Below are 19,198 nucleotides of genomic sequence, written 5' to 3'. Positions count from 1 at the left end.
GTGACTGCAGCGACGGATGCCGCGACCGTCCGGTTCCTCGACGCCGACGGCGCGTTCGCACCGTCGGCGGCCGCCGAGCCCTACCGCGAGCTCGTCGACGGCCTCACCGACGAGCAGCTCGAGGAGTTCTACCGCGATATGGCGGTGATCCGCGCGTTCGACGTGCAGGCCACCAACCTGCAGCGGCAGGGGCAGCTCGCGCTGTGGCCCCCCAGCTTCGGTCAGGAGGCAGCCCAGGTGGGCTCCGCCCGCGCCGCCCGCGCGCAGGACCATCTGTTCCCGTCGTACCGCGAGCACGTCGTCACGCGCATCCGCGGTGTCGACCCGCTCGACATCATCCGGCTCATGCGCGGACTCACGCACGGCGGGTGGGACCCCACCGATCCGAAGAACGGCAACACGCACATCTACACGCTCGTGCTCGGCGCGCAGACGCTGCACGCGACCGGCTTCGGCATGGGCCTCGTGTTCGACGGGCGCTGCGGCACGGGCGACCCTGAGCGCGACGAGGCGGTCATCGTCTATTACGGCGACGGCGCATCGAGCCAGGGCGACGTGCACGAGGCGATGGTGTTCGCGGCCAGCTACCGTGCGCCGGAGGTCTTCTTCCTGCAGAACAATCAATGGGCCATCTCGGTGCCCGTCGCGACGCAGTCGCCCGCTCCGCTCTACAAGCGCGGCGAAGGTTACGGGATGCCGAGCATCCCCATTGACGGCAACGATGTGCTCGCCAGCTACGCCGTCACGCGCGTGGCCCTCGACGAGGCCCGCGCCGGGCAGGGACCGCGGGCGATCGAGGCGATGACCTACCGGATGGGCGCACACACGACCAGCGACGACCCGACCAAGTACCGCACTTCGGCCGAAGAGGAGTCGTGGCGGCGCCGCGATCCCCTGGTGCGGATGAAGGCGTTCCTGCAGGCGAAGGGGGCGTCGGATGCCTTCTTCGCCGACGTCGACGCCGAATCGCAGGCGCTCGCCGACGACGTGCGCACGCGCACCAACGCGCTCGGCGGGGTCGACGCCGACGCGATGTTCGCTCACGTGTACAGCGAGCCCCACCCGCTCGTCGACGAGCAGCGGCGCTGGCTGGCCGACTACGAGGCATCCTTCGAAGGAGGTGCCGCATGAGCACCGCGACCACCACCCCTGCCACCGCCGAGAGCGCCGCACCCGCGCCGGTCACGATGCCGATCGGCCGCGCGCTCAACGCCGGTCTGCGCGCCGCGCTCGCGGGCAACGACCGCGTGCTGCTCATGGGCGAGGACATCGGCAAGCTCGGCGGCGTGTTCCGCGTGACCGAGGGGCTGCAGGCCGAGTTCGGCGACCGCCGTGTGCTCGACACGCCGCTGGCCGAGTCGGGCATCGTCGGCACCGCGATCGGCCTCGCGATGACCGGGTTCCGGCCCGTCGTCGAGATCCAGTTCGACGGCTTCGTGTTCCCCGCGTTCGACCAGATCACCTCGCAGCTGGCGAAGTTCACGAACCGCCACGAGGGCGTCCTGCAGATGCCGGTGGTGATCCGCATCCCCTACGGCGGGCACATCGGCGCGGTCGAGCACCACCAGGAGAGCCCCGAGGCCTACTTCACCCACACGCCCGGACTGCGGGTCGTGAGCCCTTCGACCGCGAACGACGCGTACTGGATGATCCAGGACGCCATCGCCTCGCCCGACCCGGTCATCTTCCTCGAGCCCAAGAGCAAGTACTGGCAGAAGGGCGAGGTCGACACCACCGCCCGGGCGCTTCCGCTCCACGCCAGCCGCATCGTGCGCCGGGGAACCGACGTCACCCTCGTCGGACACGGCGCGATGGTGACGACCCTGCTGCAGGCGGCCGCGCTCGCCGAGTCGGAGGGCACCAGCTGCGAGGTCGTCGACGTGCGCTCGCTGTCGCCGATCGACTACGGGCCGATCCTCGACTCGGTCCGCCGCACCGGCCGCATGGTCTACGCGCAGGAGGCACCCGGCTTCACGAGCCTCGGCAGCGAGGTCGCGGCCACAGTCATGGAGAAGGCGTTCTACGCCCTCGAGGCGCCGGTGCTGCGGGTGTCGGGATTCGATGTCCCGTTCCCGCAGGCCAAGCTCGAAGGCGCATACCTGCCCGATGCCGACCGCGTGCTCGAAGCCGTCGACCGCGCCCTCGCCTACTGATGTTCCGGTCGTCGAGCGACACCTCCCGCGTCTCGGCTCGTCGCTGCGCTCCTCGCGTGACGACCGGCCTGAAAGGACACCGCACATGAGCACGCAGACATTCGTCCTCCCGGACGTCGGCGAGGGTCTCACCGAGGCCGAGATCGTGTCGTGGCACGTCGCGCCCGGCGACACCGTGGCCGTCAACGACGTCCTCGTCGAGATCGAGACGGCCAAGTCGCTCGTCGAGCTGCCCTCGCCGTTCTCGGGCGCGGTCGGCGAACTGCTCGTCGCCGAGGGCGCGACGGTCAACGTCGGGTCGCCGATCATCACCATCGTCGCGGGAGCGGATGCCTCAGGTCCCGCGACCGTCGGACAGACCGAGCACGGCGCGCCCGCCGAAGCCTCCGCCGAGGGGGACGGCGCGGTGCTCGTCGGCTACGGCACCGGCGGCGAGGTGAAGTCGCGCCGCCGCAAGCCCGCCGCAACCGCGCAGGAGCGGGTCGAGGCATCCGTCGGCGTGGTCGCCAAGCCGCCGATCCGCAAGCTCGCACGCGACCTCGGCGTCGAGCTCGCCTCCGTCTCGCCCACCGGCCCCGCCGGCGAGGTCACGCGCGAGGACGTCATGCGGCAGGCGTCGCAGGCGAGCGTGTTCCGCAACATCGAGACCCCCGAGTGGGGCGACGTGCGCGAGGAGACCATTCCGGTCGCTGCGGCGGCGGCCGAGGCATCCGTCCCCGCCGTTTCCGCGCCCCCTCGCGACGACGCGCGCGAAGAGACGATCGCCGTGAAGGGCGTGCGCAAGGCGACCTCGTCGGCGATGGTGCAGTCGGCCTACACGGCGCCGCACGTCACCGTCTGGACCGACGTGGACGCCACCCGCACGATGGAGCTCGTCAAGCGACTGAAGGCCTCGCCCGATTTCGCCGACACGAAGGTGTCGCCGTTGCTCATCATGGCGCGCGCCGTGATCTGGGCGGTGCGCCGCACGCCGATGGTCAACGCGGCATGGGTCGAGGCCGAGGGGGGCGCCGAGATCCGCGTCCGGCGCTACGTGAACCTCGGCATCGCCGCCGCGACGCCGAGGGGCCTGCTCGTGCCGAACATCAAGGACGCGCAGGACCTGTCGATGCGCGAACTCGCGCGGTCGCTCGAGAAGCTCACCCTCACCGCGCGCGAAGGCAAGACGACGCCGGCGGACCAGCAGCAGGGCACGATCACGATCACGAACATCGGCGTGTTCGGGATGGATGCGGGCACGCCGATCATCAACCCCGGCGAGTCCGGCATCGTCGCGCTCGGCACGATCCGCCAGAAGCCGTGGGTCGTCGACGGCGAGGTGCGTCCGCGCTGGGTCACCACCGTCGCGGGCTCGTTCGATCACCGGGTGGTCGACGGCGACGGCATGTCGCGCTTCATCGCCGATGTCGCCTCGATCCTCGAGGAGCCGGCGCTGCTCCTCGACTGATGTGAGGCGTCAACCTATGTGGTCTTTCAACCAGTTCAAGTTGATCCACGTCAGTGGACATGAGCTCAACCGTGGTTGTTGAGCCATGAAACGACTGGCGTCGACACATCCGGACCTCGATGGAGACCGAGATGCCTAGGACCGCGCGACTCACGCCCGCCGAGTTGACCGAGTCGTGGCCAGACCAGCCCTCAGCAGCGAAGGTGATCGATGAAATGACCCAGTGAGTGAGTTCAAATCCCTCCGTCCCCGGGCGGGAACAGAAGCGGGAACAAACGCAGCGAATCGAGTGTGACTGCATGGCGTTGCTCAGAGATCGGAACGTTGATTTCATGAGCTTCTGAAACCTCATGTGATCCCTGTGACCGCATCCCGTATGCGTTCAAATCCCACCGTCACCGCCACAAGAACCCCAGGTCAGACACGATTATTTCAGTTAACGGGAACAAACTAGGGCTTTTCTCTGCTGATCGGGGATTTGTCGGATTCTGACGGGCGTCGTGCTCGAAGGACGCGAGAGTCCCACGGTAGGTAGATCACGCCCTCAGCGCGCAGTATCCGATCAGCGCCACCTTCGGGTAGCTCGGGTCGGCGTCTCGGCGCGCCGAAGGGGGAAGAACTCTGTTCCCAATTTGTTATGACGCGCCCATGGGGGAGCGAGCTTCCGCGAAATCTCGCGGATTACGGACACACCTACGGTGGATTGGAGCACCACCGTACGTACCGGTGGCGCCCCGGCCAGTGCGGCAACTTTCGGGTGCTTACCGTTCAAGCGCACCCCATTTCTCCACAAGCCACCGGCGCGGGAGGGGTTACGTAGGAAGGTTGCGTTAGGGTTTTTTTGTTCTCAGCGTTCTTTCAGGGTGACTCCGCCTGCGGATGATCGGTGGCGCGGTGAGCCGTCGGTGTTCGTTGCGTGTCCGGAGGACGTTGGTGGAAGCGATTACGCGCGCGTGGAGTGCGCTCAGGAAGCGGCGATGGGTCGCATTCGGTCTAGTTGGCGTGCTGGTCGTGTCCGGGGCTCTCATCGTGTACACGGCGGTCGGCCCGAGTCGCTCCGCCGCTGACTGCTCCGTCCTCGAGCGGGAGTCCGCTGACGCGGCTGCTGCACTGGCAGCGGCGTGCGGCAAGGACGTTGAAGTGAGCTCCGAGCGGTCGCCGTGGGTGACAGTTGTCGCCCAGCCCGACGGTCAGTCTCGGTTGACGTTGAGCGCGGTGCCCTCACACACGGAGGTCAACGGCTCCCGGGAGCCAGTCAGCGCAGAGGTGTCTCAGAACCCGGTGCCCGTGGCCCTGGGTCGCGGCGGCGGACATGGAGGCGATGGCGTCGGCGCAGCCGTCGCGGCGACCGAGGATCTGGTTCCGGGTGTCGCTGGGATGCTTCCGGTCGAAGCCCCCGTCTATCCGATGTGGTTCAACCCGGGCGGTCCTCTTGGGGCTGAGTTGCCGCTCGGTGTGATCGAACGGGACGGGTCCTGGGTAAAGATGTGGTTCCCGTTGGAACTGTCTGAGCCCACCGTGGATGGTCGTTTCGTGACCTATGAGCTCGCGGAGGGTGCGCGGCTCGTGGTCTCAGCCGGCTCAGACGGGTCCGGGTTCCGGCCGATTGTCGAGCTGGACTCGCCCGCGGCGACGCAGTGGTTCCGTGGCGCCTTGGCTGAGGCCCGCGGCGCGAAGGCGCTCCCCGGTGATGGTCTTGAGATTCCGTATCGGATCGAGTCGTCCGCCGACGTGGAGCTGGTAGAGACGGACGGTGTCGGTTTCGAGCTCATCCGGGCTGATGGGGAGGTCATGTTCTGGTCACCGCCGTCGACCATGTGGGATTCCAGCGCGAACGGGACCGGCAACGGTGAGCCCGTGGAGCGGTTGGAGTTCCCGTTGCCGGGCGACCACACGGTCGGCATGCCGGTGCGGATCGAGGGTGCTGCCGGCGGGAATGGCGTTGCCGTCGTGTCGCCGGATGAGCAGTTGCTCGGTTCGGCAGACACGGTGTGGCCGGTTCGGATCGATCCGACTCTGGCTGGGCGCACTCCGGTCGAGTGGGTCGCGATCCGCACCGGTGGCTACACCAACCACGTATACAAATGGGCCGACACGACCACTCGTGTGGGTGAGTCGATGGGACTTTGCTCGCTGACGTGGTCATACAAGTGCGAAACGACGTTCACGGCGCGGCTGGTGTGGGAGTTCGGTGGCGACGCGGCCACGTTGATGAAGTCGATTGCCGGAGTGCATGTGAGCGCCGCATCGTTCAGCGCCGATCCAGGTGAACGCGGAAACTGCACATCGACCCGCACGGACGCGTACATGACGACTGCCATCACGACCACGCAGCGCACGTGGAGCACCCTGCCGTTCAACAGCGGCGGGCTGCAGTCCGGTGTCACCGCACCACAGGGCGATGGATGCAGCGACGGCGGTATCCGACGTGAGTGGAGCGTGAAGGGCGCCGTCGTCCAGTGGGCGGACGCGGATTGGGCGCAGCTGGGGATCGGGCTTCGTGCGAGCAATGAGACCACTTCCAGTGGGTACAAGACGTACAAGGCCAACGCCCAGCTGAGCATCACTTATAACCGCCCGCCGGAGAGGTCGACGACGGTCAAGCTTGAGGATCCGGCACAGAACTGCGCATCGGGGACGGGGCGGCCGGTGATCTCCGACACCACCCCGACTCTGTCCGCGGTGGTGACCGATCCAGATGCTGACAGCGTTCAAGCGCACTTCCAGATCGTCACCGCGGGCACCACGACCGAGGTGTGGAACAGCACCACCCTGCCGGGCAAACCCTCCGGATCGAAGTTCACCGCGACTGTCGCGGCGGGCAAACTCGTCCACAACGGGATCTACCAGTACCGCGTCACCGCGACAGACGGGGCCGCGTGGTCTGGATGGTCGTTGGCGATCTGCGAGTTCAAGGTGGACACCACAAAACCGGAGACGCCCAGCGTCACCGCACTTTCGAGCGGCGCGGCCGCGATCTATGAAAAGGGTGCCGAGCGCGGGGGCGTGGGTATCGCCGGGAACTTCCGATTCGCCCGGGGAAACACCGAAGCGGTCAAACAGCTCAGGTACTGGGTCACATCGCCAAATCCCCTCAATGCCGTTCCTGAGGCCGTGAAGATTCTCGACGCGGCTGGTTCCCCGATCGACTTCAGTTACACACCCAGAGCGACCGGCGAGGTCACGATCGTCGTACGGGCGGAGGACGCTGCCGGGAACAAGTCCACAGACGCGAAGTACACGTTCTACGTCGCTGATGCTAAGGAGGATGCCATCTGGTCCTTCGACGAGGGCGAAGGCACCACCGCCGCGGACTCGAGCGGTGCGGGCATCGCTCAGGACATCGCTCTTTCCAACGCTGACCTGTGGGCCGACGGGCCGCACGAAATGTTCGATTCCCGGCAGAATGACCATGCGTTGAAGCTGGATGGCGTGAGCGACCAGGCGTGGACCGGGCCCGTGGTGGATACCAAGAAGTCTTTCGCGGTTTCCGCACTGGTGTGGCTCGACGCGAGCAAGATCGGGTCGGGGCCGTCCACAGCGGTCTCCCAAGACGGTGTCAACCAGTCGGGGTTCTCGCTCGGCTACCTCCCCTCATGTCCGAACATGACAGGCGGTTGCTGGTCGTTCGATATGCGCAACAGTGACACCGTCGGCGCCACCACCACCTCAGTCCGGTCCGGCGTCACCGTCCGCGGAGACCGCTGGGTCCACTTGGTGGGCGCGAGCGACGTGACGACCAACACGACTCAACTGTGGGTGTGTGATGTCGGCACCGCGTCGGACCCAGGGCAGGCTACGCCGACGGCGACGGCCCCACTCGGGCGCGGGGGACAGTCGTGGGCGGCGACGGGCGCCTTCTCAGTCGGGCGCGGTCTGGTCGACGGCACCCAGAAGAACTGGTGGCCGGGAACCGTCGACAGCGTCAGGGTCTACTCCGGGCAGGTCGTCTCTGAGGAGAAGCTGCGACGACTGTGCCAGGGCGCAGAGCCGGCCGACTACAGCTCGGGCCTCACTGCACTGGACCCGACGACCGACGACGAGTGACGATGAACACCACGCGAAGGACCCGCATGCCCTCCCTCCACACTCGCATCGCGCCCGTGTCCACCGCGGTGATCGCTGCAGCGCTCACGGCCGTCCTCGTGGTCGACCCGTTCGGGCTGAGCGTGGTGGCGACACACGCGACCACACAGTCGCCCGCGGAGACGCGCGAGCAGAATTTCGCTGACCTTCTTGCCGCGGGTTCGACGCAGCCGATCAAGCCGGCATCGCCCATCGGCGGGTCCTGGCCTGCGGCGGAACCGGAAAGCGCGGCACTACAGCCCGCGGTACCGCCCGTCGCGGATGAGGCGACCGTCGAGGTCTCCATCGGCGCGGACTCCACGGTCGATCTTGGCGGCATGAGTGTCTCGGTGACCGCCGCCGAGGGGGATGTGGCCCCTGACGCCGTCACGCTGAGCGTTCAGGACGCGGCGCAGACGCGGGCAGCCGGGGTGGCAGGGGTTCTCCTCGAGGTGACCGAACCGGCCGCCGGCGAGCCCACCGCGGATCCGCACGTGCAACTTTCTGTCTCGTACGCGGAGTTCGCCGGGCTCTACGGCGGAGATTGGGCGTCCCGGCTGCGGCTGGTCCGGCTACCCGACTGCCGCATCGACACTCCCACCGCCCCGGAATGTCAGCCGGAACTAATCCCTTCGGTCAATGATCCGGTGGCCCAGACCGTTTCCGGGGTGGTTCCCGTGGACCCGGCAGAGGTGGTGATGGGGAGCCAGGGGATGGCGCTGCAAACCGCTGCTCTCAGCGGAGGAAGCACCCTGGCGGTAACGGCCGGTGTCTCCGGGTCCGCGGGGGACTGGTCTCAAACCAGCCTGCCGCTCTCATCGACCTGGGGCACCAGCGGCAACACCGGTGCGTTCACATGGTCGTATCCGCTCACTGTCCCCACCTCGATGTCCGGTCTCGCGCCGAACCTCACGCTGTCGTATTCGTCAGCGGTGTCCGACGGGCGTGTCCCGTCCAGCAACAACCAGGCCGGGTGGATCGGCGAGGGTTTTGACCTGACCTCCAGCTACATCGAACGCCAGTACAAGCCCTGCGCTGACGACACCGCTGGTTCCCCAAACAACGCCGGACGTGACACCGGCGACTTGTGCTGGGGGCCGGTGAACGCCTCCATGGTCTTCAACGGCGCCGGCTCGACGCTCGTCAAGGATTCAGGCAACAGGTGGCGCAACAAGACCGACGACGGCACCCGAATCGAACTCCTCACCGGCGGATGGAACGGCATCGGCGACCGTGAGTACTGGAAGGTCACCACGACCGACGGCACGCAGTACTTCTTCGGCCGCGGCAAGGCCGCCGAGAACGCACCCGAGTCGCTCAACTCCGCCTGGAAGGTGCCCGTCTACGGCAACCACGCAGGCGAGAAATGCTACAAGGCAGCGGATGACGGCGGGTTCGCGTCCTCACGCTGCGACCAGGTGTGGCGCTGGAACCTCGACTACGTCGTCGACCCGTCAGGCAACACCATGACCTACGAGTACGCCACCGAGTCCAACGCGTACGTCAACGACTACGGCCACAACACCGACTGGACCCCGATCAGCTACACCTCCGGCGGGCGGTTGACCCAGATCGAGTACGGCACCCGTGAGGGGTCCACCATCGCAGCACCGTACCGGATCGTGTTCGACGCGGAGAAACGGTGCGTCACCGACCGCGCTGACGGTCTTTCGCTCTGCAAGAACGGGCAGAACGAAACCGACAAGACGAAATGGGTCGACACACCCACCGACCTCCAATGCGCGACATCTGCCGACGAATGCCCCAACGTCGTGCCGGTGTTCTTCGACACAACCCGCCTCGCCAAGATCACTACTCAAGCCAGAAGCGGCGCGGACTACCTGAACGTGGACGCGTGGGTTTTCGGCCAGCGATTCCATGGCGAGGGTGACAACGGACAGATCGGACAGGCAGCCAATATCACCCTGCGCCTGGACAGTGTGAACCGCACCGGCTTCGGGGCGAACACCACACCGGGCGACGACATCACCCTTCCCGCGGTGCAGTTCACATACGAACCGATGGCAAACCGAGTCGACAACGGCACCGACGGTCACTCGGCGCTGTTCCGAGACCGCATCATCGGCGTCCGCACCGAGTCCGGCGGAGCAGTGAGCGTTGCCTATCGGGAGCCGGACTGCGCCGACGGCGCGGTGCCCATCGACGATAGCGCGCATGACCAGCTGTGCTACCTGGTGAAGTGGCAACCAGAGGGCGAGTTTGCGCCGCAGGAGCACTGGTTCCACAAGTATGTCGTTGAGGCCATCACCGAGGACGGTGCCCCCGCCGCCAGCGGCGGCAACCAGCTGACCACCGGATCCGCATCCAAGGTCACCCGCTACCGCTACGAAGACGCCGCATGGGCCAAGCCCCAGGGCTGGGGGATCAAGGCCACAGAGTCCACCTTCTCCGAATTCCGCGGCTTCCGCGACGTCTACACCACCGTCGGCCAAGGCGACGACGCGGCCACGACCGATCACACCACCTACTTCCGCGGCGTCGAAGGGCCCCCGCTCAAGGCCGGCCCGGCCGGACACGTCGTCGAGGTGCCCGACCTCGAGGCCTACGCGGGACAAGTGTTCAACTCGCAAACGCTCAACGGCACCACGAAGACGTCCGAGACGATCAACAGGCCGGGCGATCCCATCGAGATCGTCACCCAACAGAATCTGACGTCCATCCGCGTCCCCTCAGCGACGACACACGGCTTCACCTACGACGCCGAGGGAGCACTCTCACACCGCACGTCGACGACCACAACCTTCGATGAGCACGGGCTGCCGATCACCGTGAATGACCGAGGCAATCTGACAACGACGGCCGACGATGTCTGCACCAAGACCAGCTACCGACGCGACGGAATTTTCACCGGCGCGCACAAGATGTCGTACGCGGAGAAGACCGAGGTGTACGCCTCGGCCTGCGACGGCACGCTCAGTAACGCCACGCTGATCAGTCGCGACACGGCCCTGTACGACGACTTCGGGCGCGTCGTAGAGACCAAGGCCGTCCACCCGGACGATGCATCGGCCGACGTCACAGAATCCAAGACGACCTACGACGACCTCGGACGCGTGAAAACCGTTGAGGACGCCGACGGCAACGTGACCACCACCACCTACACGACGGGGCCGGGGGGGCAACTCGCCTCCACAACGACCACATCCCCGGACCCGGACGGACTGGGCGGTACGGAACCATTCACGTCCACCCAGACGTTCAACCCGCTGACCGGGCTGCCCGTGTCAACAACAGACCAGAACGGCCTCACAACCGAAGGCACATACGATGCGCTCGGCCGCCCCACCAGCCTGCGATACCCGCAGCACAAGGACGCCCCGCACCCCTCGGTCGAGTACGCGTACAGCGACCCCAGCAACGGGCTGAACGCCGTTCTCACCCGGACCCTCGCCGCCGACGGACGCAGCCAACACACCAGCGTCGTGCTCTACGACGGACTCGGGCGGCCATTCCAGCAGCAGACGGAAGCGGCGAACTCCACCCCCAGTGCGCCAGCCCGCATGGTCTCGCACGTGTTCTACAACTCCGCTGGGCAAACGATCACGCAGATCGCGCCCTGGCCGGTCGCGGGCGCACCGACGATGGTCGCCGAGAACCCGGACCCGGCCCCGGTCGCGCAAACCACGTACATGTACGACAAGGCGGGCCGGGTCACCGACGAGGTGCTGTGGAGCGGCACGAGTTCGAACCCAGACCATGAGAAGTGGCGTACCACGACGGTGTACGACGGGGCTGTCACCCTCGTCATCCCACCCCTCGGCGGCACTCCCACCGAAAAGGTCCTGGACGCTCGCGGGCGCACCGTCGAACTTCGCGAGTACTACCGTGACGCGCAGATCCACTCCGCCGCGGTCAGCGCTTCGGCCGTCCGAGGACTGGTGAAGCAGACCACGAAGTACAGCTACGACGCCGCCGGGCAACTGGTGAAGATGACCGACCCGAAGTCGAACGAGTGGACGTACACCTACGACCTCGCCGGCCAGCAAACCTCCGCCACCGACCCGGACGGTGGAACCACGACCACGAGCTACTACCCGCTGGGTCAGGTGAAAACCAGCACAAACGCGAACGGCGCCACCCTCGCCTACACCTATGACCGGCTCGGGCGACCCGCTAGCCTCCGCGACGGCGACCCCAACGGCAACATCCGTGCCACCTGGTCGTACGACACCGGCACCCTGCCCAACGGCAACCAGGCGCTGGGACAGCTGGCCGCCGCGACACGAGTGATCGACGGAAACGAATACGTCACCAGCTATCCCGCGTACGACACCGCCTACCGGCCCACTCAGGTCGACACCCAGCTGCCAGGCAACGACGCCCTGTTCTCCCTGGCGGGCACCACCTTCAGCACCAGCTACGCCTACACCGCCGACGGGCAGGTCCGACAGGTCACCTACCCGAAAGTGACCAACCAGGACGGAGACGCCGTTCTGGGCGCCGAAACCGTCACCACCCGGTTCAACGCCAACTCCCGACCCTCGTCCATGGGCGGCGGCTTCGGCTGGGGCATCTACGTCGCCGCATCCAACTGGAATCCCGACGGCAGCCTCTACGGCTACGACCTCGGCAACACCTACGGCACCAGCGTCGCCTACGACTGGGACCAGGTCACCGGCCAGCTGGTCGGCACACGCATGGCACGGACGGGGCACGGCGACGGCACCGAGCTCAACCTCAGCTACCGGTACGACCCCGCCGGCAACGTAACCAGCCTCATCGACGCGCCCACCAACACGGCCACCGTCGCAGAAAAAGACGCCCAGTGCTTCCAGTACGACGGGCTGCAGCGGCTGCAGGTCGCCTGGACGGACGCGCAGGGCGACTGTGCACGCAGCACCGTTACTACCGCCGACCTGGGTGGTGTCGCGCCGTACTGGACCGAGTACGCCTATGACGCGCTCGGCAACCGGTTCTCCAAGACGGACCACACCGCCGCCGCCACCACGCTCACCGAGTACGCGCACGGGGAAGGCTCCGCCGGTCCTCACCAGCTGACCTCGATGACCAGGACGAGCGGGAGCACGTCGGTCACGACCGGGTTCACGTGGGACGCGGCCGGCAACCAGACCGGCCGCACCGTCGACGCGCAGCAGCAAACTCAGACGTGGGACGCCGAAGGCGAATTGACTGCCGTCACCGGGGGTGGGGCGGACGTCTCGAACATCTACGACGCCAACGGCACCCGACTGATCCGGATCGACGACACCGGCGCCACAGTCTTCCTCCCGGGCGGGCAAGAAGTCCGCGCGACTACTGAGACGGTGACCGCGACACGCTGGTACTCCTTCGCCGGACGCACGGTGGCTACCCGCACCGGCAAGGGCCTGTCCGGGGTGTCCACGATCGTCACCGACGCGCACGGCACACCGCTGGCGTCGGTGCACAACACCAACTGGACCGCTGCGGTGCAGCGGATCCGCACCGATCCGTTCGGTGCCGCGCGTGCCGGACAGTCCGGCGCCGTCGCCGGTCGGGGGTTCCTCGGCGCCCCCACGGACACGACCGGGTTCACCCTTCTCGGCGCCCGCTACTACGACCCTGCCACCGGCACGTTCCTCAGCGTCGACCCGGAGCTCACCCCGAGCGCTCCGGCGCAGTTCAACGCCTACGTGTACTCCGGCAACAACCCCGTCACCTGGGCAGACCCCACCGGTCGGAACTGGCTGGGCGACGCGTGGAAGAACGTCACCGGATTCGTCAAGAAGCATCAGGCCGAGATCGGCGGGTTCGTCGCCGGCGCGCTGGTCACGACCGGATGCCTCGCCGCCACCGCCGGCGCCGGGAGTGTGGGCTGCTTCATCGCAGGTGGCGCTGTCGCTGGCGCGGTCACCAACGTGTGGAAGCAGTCCCAGTCACGCAAGAAGTTCGACTGGGGCAGCTTCGCCCGCGACACCCTCACCGGCGGCGCTCTCGGCGCTCTCGGCCCCGTCGCCGGGTCACTCGGCCGCGCCGTTGCACCAGCCGCCAGCAGGTTCATCAGCGCCGTCGGCAACGCCCTCAAACCAGCCGCGGCGAAACTGCCCACCGCCTTCAAGCCCGCAGCGGCAGCCGCCTCCCGACCTGCCGCGTCCTCCGCACGCCCCGCAGCATCGGCGGCGGCGCCGAAACCGCAGCAGAGCGCGGCGTCGTGTGCGATCAACAGCTTCGTGCCCGGCACGCTGGTCCTCCTCGCCGACGGCTCGAAAGCGGCGATCGAGACGCTGAGGCTCGGCGACAAGGTGCTCGCCACCGATCCGACCACTGGGGAGACTTCGGCCCAGCCCGTCCTCGCCACGATCACCGGCACCGGGCCGAAGGACCTCGTCACCCTCACCGTCACCACCGACACCGGTGACACGGGGAAGGTGACCGCCACCGCCGGGCACCCGTTCTGGGTCCCAGACCGCGCCGAATGGGTCGACGCAGGTGACCTGGCACCCGGCGACTCGCTGCTGACCTCCGTCGGGGCATGGGTGCAGCTCACCGCTGTCGAGCATGAACGGCGTGAGCAGACTGTTCACAACCTCACCGTCAAGTCCGCACACACCTACAACGTGGTCGCCGGTAAAGCGGACGTGCTCACACACAATTGCGCCACGGGGATGGCCGGGGTTCGCGCGACCGGCCAGGTTGGAGAGACGATGGCTGGGATTGTGAAGAACACGGCTCGTATCCCGTCGGCAAGCGGTAGGGCTGCGTATCGGATCCCGGACGAACTGAACTCGTCGGTGCTAGGCGAGGTGAAAAACGTGGGCCGTCTGAACTACACGAGCCAGTTGCGAGACTTCGCAGCATACGCTCGACAGGAAGGATTGGCTTTCACGCTATACACCCGAGGGTCGACGACTTTCTCAAGCACGCTCCAGGCAGAGATCACCTCGGGGCGGATCCTCCTTGACACGATTAGGCTGGGCCTGTGATGACGGATGCCCTGGCGCCCGGTGAGCGGGACGTGCTGAATGATCTCGCGCTCGTGGGTTATCCGGTCGACTCCCTGGCTGATTTGCGGAATTCGGGGATGAGATATCGAGACGCGGTTCCCATCTTGATCTCGGGTCTGGGTCGTGTGTCCGATCAGAAGGTTAAGGGTGAGATTGTGAGGGCTCTGAGCGTGCCGTGGGCCAAGCCCGCAGCCACCGGTCCGCTGATCGAGGAGTTCAAGCGGGTCGAGGACGAGACCGGAATGGGCTTGCGTTGGACCGTCGGAAACGCGCTCGAAGTCGTGTGGGACGACGCGAGATTTGATGACCTCGTAGCGCTGGCGCGTGACGAGTCCTACGGCAAGGCGCGCGAGATGGTCGTATTAGGGTTCGGCCGATCGAAGAGGAAAGAGGCCGGGGCGGTGCTCATCGAACTCCTTGACGACCCGGTCGTCAGCGGACACGCTGTGAAGGCACTGCGGAAGCTCAACGTCCCGGCGGCACGGGAGGGTCTAGCCCGCATGCTGGATGACGAGCGGGCGTGGGTGCGCAAGGAAGCGCAGCGGGCACTCGCCGCCTGGAGCTAGGTCGGCCAGTTGAAGGTGGCGGATTGGCGCAGCATATTTTGCTTGCCACCCGTCGACCCGGAGCCCACCACGAGCGCTCCCGTGCAGTTCAACGCCTACGTGTGCTCCGGCGACAACCCCGTCACCTGGGCTGATCCGAGCGGTCGAAACTGGCTCGGCGACGCGTGGAAGAACGTCACAGGACTCGTCGGCCATTCGAAGTTAGGGGATGCTGACCACTGAGGACGCGTCCTCGCGCCCTAATCGTTAGGAGTAAGCCAGTCCGCAATCGCATCGATCAACTGTTGCGTGCTATCGATATGGGCGAGCGCCATGAGGTTCAGCGGCAGGTCGGTTCCAGGACGACTACGTGGCGGCGATCTCGGCCACGCGAGCGCTCACGGCAATGCGCGCGCTAGTGATCGGCTCACAACCCTCTATCGACTGGAAGATTTCGACGGAAATCTGGTGAAGTGGGGTATCAGCGGCAATCTGAAGTCGCGGTGTTCGACCAACTTCTTGAAAGACAAGCTGTTGATTCAAATGACGAGCGGGTCGAGAGAGCAAATGCTCAAACTTGAACGATGGATCGTTCAGCGCGATCCTGGTCCGCTGAACCTCGAGCCATGGGCTGGGGCGGTGGGGTGATGCCGCAGCCTGAAACCACGACAGCACTTTCCATCGGAATAGTGCTCGGAGACGCAGACGCACAAAGCATGGTCTGGCGGCGAGAGCTCGCGTCGCTAGGAAAGCGAGTGCAAGCCGCCCGTGATGGAGTCAACAGCGTGCTGGATGTCAACGTGGTCTTTCATGTTGATGGCCGGATCGGACGAAATGAGTTCGAAGGGTTCCGCATAGCTAGGTACAGTGCACGCGAACGCACCGTGATGGTGCAAGTCGCGGTAGGCGGCAGTCTGCTCGATCCGCTGGAGGCGACGATGTTTTCGTGGCTCGAGGATGCTGTTGATATTGCCGAAGAGTTCGCGCGGGAGCGAGGCTTGGCCGACGAGTTGCCAGCGGCGCGACAGGTTTTGGCTAACCTCCGAACTCGGTGATTGCCCTTGAGGACCACGGCGGCGCGGTAGATCACCGCGTGCTTGTCATGGCGCGTGGCCAGCCCCCGCCATTGCCCGATGTGGCAGTAGCGGCGCTCGATGACGTTCCGATTCTTGTAGTCGACGGCGTCCAGTCCGACTGGCCTGCCCCCGCGTGATCCTCGTCGTTTTCGGTGCCCCTTCTGGTCATCGGGCTCGGGGATAACGGCCTTTGATGCCTCGTGAGCGGAGATGTCCGCGGATAGCGCGCATAACCGGATCTGCCGACGCGGCTGCAGTCGGCGCAAGTCGGACCGTACGGTGAACCGATCCTCTTGATCGACTCCACCGACGTGGGTCCGGGCGACGTGATCGATGCGGTTCGATTCCCAGAGCGAGCGGTGGCGGCAGGGAATCTTCATTGCCACGGAAGAGCAGCTCAGGCTGGCTGGGCTGTCTGTCATGCGCTAACTGTATGGACTGACACAGCGCCCGAGGAGTTGGACTCCTGACGGGAACGTCCGTGGGAACAAACGCAGTGAAACGAGTGTGACTCGATGCAGCGTTTGAGGACTCGCAATGTTGATTTCATGCGGTTCTGTGACCTCATGTGATCCCCGTGACCGCATCCCGTATGCGTTCAAATCCCACCGTCACCGCCACAAGAACCCCAGGTCAGACACGATTATTTCCGTTAACGGGAACAAACTGAGGGCAAACGGAAAAAGCCGTCGCGACTTGATCGCGGCGGCTTTTCTCTGCTGATCGGGGATTTGTCGGATTCTGACGGGCGTCGTGCTCGAAGGACGCGAGAGTCCCACGGTAGGTAGATCACGCCCTCAGCGCGCAATATCCGATCAGCGCCACCTTCGGGTAGCTCGGGTCGGCGTCTCGGCGCGCCGAAGGGGGAAGAACTCTGTTCCCAATTTGTTATGACGTGCCCATGGGGGAGCGAGCTTCCGCGAAATCTCGCGGATTACGGACACACCTACGGTGGATTGGAGCACCACCGTACGTACCGGTGGCGCCCCGGCCAGTGCGGCAACTTTCGGGTGCTTACCGTTCAAGCGCACCCCATTTCTCCACAAGCCACCGGCGCGGGAGGGGTTACGTAGGAAGGTTGCGTTAGGGTTTTTTTGTTCTCAGCGTTCTTTCAGGGTGACTCCGCCTGCGGATGATCGGTGGCGCGGTGAGCCGTCGGTGTTCGTTGCGTGTCGGGAGGACGTTGGCCAACCGCTTGGCGCGGCACGTCAGATCGGGGAAGTTCACCGCTGGCGAGGCCGCAAACGCTGCCCGACAGAGCGTGAGTGGTGACCGGACTGCCCGCGAGATTGCGGAGCAAACGATGATCGATCGACTGGGCGGCATCGATGACCTACTCAACATCGTCAATCCAATCGGCCCGAAACGTTTTGGGCTGATGCCGGACCAACCATACGGGCGATAGGGAGGTGCCGATGAGCGATCGTGATGAGGCCGTCGAACTGGTGGTGACCGGACGCTGGACCGCGACGGCGAGAGCGGCGGTTCTCGCCGGCGAGGTCGACAGGGTCGTCCTCAACTATGCCCTTGGCTTCGACGAGCCGTCGTTGACGTTCCTCCAAGAACTTCCTGTCCGAGAGTTGGTGATTCTCGATCCCCGCTTATCTGATTTGGAGCCAATCCATTCGCTCGGGTCGACCTTGAGAGCGCTCTGCGTGACCACGAACCCTGGGCTCAGGCTTGATCTGGGCAAGCTGCCCGGCCTGCGGACGCTGCGGGCCGCCTGGCCGCAGGTAAGTGCGAGCATCGAAACTGCGTCGAACGTTCAGGTCGCCTTCTTACGCGCGTATAAGCCGGTCGACCTGACTCCTCTGGCTGCCTGGAGCAACCTCGCCGAGCTTGAGATGAAGGACCGTCCCAAGCTGAAATCGCTCGCGGGCCTCGCTGCATTCCCAGAGTTGCGCAAGCTGGGCGTCTATCTGGCCAAGGATCTGCGTGAGATAAACGCCCTTGCCGATCGATCCGAGATCACGGACCTCGCTCTGCAAGCCTGCCGCCAGATAGAGCGAATCGACGCCCTTTCAGGATGCACGGGCTTACGCCGTCTAGACCTCAGTGAGTGCGGGGACATCGCGTCACTTAACCCGCTTCGCCACCTAACGCGCCTTGAGCGGATCTCGCTCTTCGGTTCAACCAAGATCACTGATAACGATCTAAGCCCTCTCGCCGAGCTCCCACGACTGCAATCGCTACGGATGCAGGGTCGGCGCTCATATCTACCCAGCGTGCACGAGATCCAGTCCAAACTACCGCGGGGCTGAGGCGGCCAACCTCGCGCTCCGGAGCAGTCTCTGGTCGCCAATGACCCGTACTTCACGTACGCCATCAACAGCATCTCCCGGGGTACTCGTTTCATGCGGCGTTAGCCTGGGGGCGTCGCTGTTGACACGCAGCGGAGTGCGATCGGGAGAATCGGGGAACCTGCAGACGAGGCGACAGCGACAGGCTGGAGCCGTTGAGCCTGGAGTCAACCGCCGGGCAGCGCTTCGGGCATCCCGTCGTCGGTCCTGCCCTCATGGAGACCATGACGGCGAACGCAAGCCCAGCGCAGATGGCGGCGGACGGGGACAACGCAAATATATTGAAGATGGTGGGATCCATGCCAATGGCGAACAGTGCGCTTCCCGGGCGTCGAGATCCCCGACGAGGCACTCGAACAACTCGTGAGCCGCAGCCGTGCCTAATTCGGCACCCCTTATCGACAGAGGGTGCTGCTGACCGGTCGCTGCGGAGTAGACATCTATCCGGGCTCCAGCGGCCGGGGTCACCGCATCACCGTCGACCCCCGCGCATCCATTGTGGCGATCGGCGACGTCTCCGCGCCCTCCTCACTCGAACCGTACGAGACGGGAGCCTGACCCGCTTTTCCGGACACCAACTTTGAGGCGATGATCGTCTCGGAAGGAGTCCGTGAGATGCCCGCACCACATTCGCCGGAGTTTCGGCGTCGAGCCCTGGATCTGGTCGC

10 protein-coding genes and 1 pseudogene are annotated in these 19,198 nt (G+C 65.8%); 10 read left to right on the top strand and 1 reads right to left on the bottom strand.

What is annotated here, in order from left to right; all coding sequences use genetic code 11:
• The 9 genes from HF323_RS12120 to HF323_RS12080 all read left to right on the top strand — a co-directional run bounded on the left by HF323_RS12120 (window position 1) and on the right by HF323_RS12080 (window position 16,209).
• Complete coding sequence (locus HF323_RS12120) at window positions 1-1,131, top strand: thiamine pyrophosphate-dependent dehydrogenase E1 component subunit alpha (RefSeq protein WP_169583280.1); 1,131 nt, start codon at window positions 1-3, stop codon at window positions 1,129-1,131.
• Entirely contained in the window at window positions 1,128-2,153 is a 1,026-nt protein-coding gene (locus tag HF323_RS12115; protein WP_169582873.1) for an alpha-ketoacid dehydrogenase subunit beta, read from the top strand. The genes HF323_RS12120 and HF323_RS12115 overlap by 4 nt, the downstream gene beginning before the upstream one ends.
• A gap of 85 nt (window positions 2,154-2,238) precedes the next feature.
• Window positions 2,239-3,600, top strand: coding sequence for a dihydrolipoamide acetyltransferase family protein (locus HF323_RS12110; RefSeq protein ID WP_169582872.1), 1,362 nt, complete (start codon window positions 2,239-2,241; stop codon window positions 3,598-3,600).
• Window positions 3,601-4,740: 1,140 nt separating this feature from the next.
• The gene (locus tag HF323_RS15750; protein ID WP_169582871.1) at window positions 4,741-7,647 is read left to right on the top strand and encodes a LamG-like jellyroll fold domain-containing protein; all 2,907 of its coding nucleotides are present in this window, start codon (window positions 4,741-4,743) and stop codon (window positions 7,645-7,647) included.
• Between the two features lie 56 nt (window positions 7,648-7,703).
• Entirely contained in the window at window positions 7,704-14,588 is a 6,885-nt protein-coding gene (locus HF323_RS15635) for a polymorphic toxin-type HINT domain-containing protein (protein ID WP_169582870.1), read from the top strand.
• The gene (locus HF323_RS12095; RefSeq protein WP_223169455.1) at window positions 14,588-15,175 is read left to right on the top strand and encodes a HEAT repeat domain-containing protein; all 588 of its coding nucleotides are present in this window, start codon (window positions 14,588-14,590) and stop codon (window positions 15,173-15,175) included. Before HF323_RS15635 ends, HF323_RS12095 begins: the two co-directional genes overlap by 1 nt.
• Window positions 15,176-15,217: 42 nt before the next feature.
• Entirely contained in the window at window positions 15,218-15,397 is a 180-nt protein-coding gene (locus HF323_RS12090; RefSeq protein WP_169582868.1) for a hypothetical protein, read from the top strand.
• 90 nt (window positions 15,398-15,487) lie between these two features.
• The gene (locus HF323_RS12085; RefSeq protein WP_169582867.1) at window positions 15,488-15,802 is read left to right on the top strand and encodes a hypothetical protein; all 315 of its coding nucleotides are present in this window, start codon (window positions 15,488-15,490) and stop codon (window positions 15,800-15,802) included.
• Window positions 15,739-16,209 carry a hypothetical protein gene (locus HF323_RS12080; protein ID WP_169582864.1) on the top strand — a complete coding sequence of 157 codons (471 nt, stop codon included), beginning with the start codon at window positions 15,739-15,741 and terminating at the stop codon, window positions 16,207-16,209. Before HF323_RS12085 ends, HF323_RS12080 begins: the two co-directional genes overlap by 64 nt.
• Window positions 16,210-16,217: 8 nt before the next feature.
• Here the strand turns inward: HF323_RS12080 and HF323_RS12075 are convergent.
• A pseudogene (locus HF323_RS12075) lies at window positions 16,218-16,458 on the bottom strand (IS5/IS1182 family transposase); the annotation flags it as partial.
• A 1,187-nt stretch (window positions 16,459-17,645) separates the two neighbouring features.
• Between HF323_RS12075 and HF323_RS12070 the strand changes: the two are divergent.
• Window positions 17,646-18,491 carry a hypothetical protein gene (locus HF323_RS12070; protein WP_169582866.1) on the top strand — a complete coding sequence of 282 codons (846 nt, stop codon included), beginning with the start codon at window positions 17,646-17,648 and terminating at the stop codon, window positions 18,489-18,491.
• The last annotated feature ends 707 nt before the right edge of the window (window positions 18,492-19,198 follow it).

Source organism: Microbacterium sp. MF43 (genome assembly GCF_012847295.1).
In the GTDB taxonomy this organism is placed as follows: Bacteria; Actinomycetota; Actinomycetes; order Actinomycetales; family Microbacteriaceae; genus Microbacterium.
The sequence above is the reverse complement of the archived record's forward strand: the minus strand, read 5'-3'. Positions and strand labels throughout refer to the sequence as shown.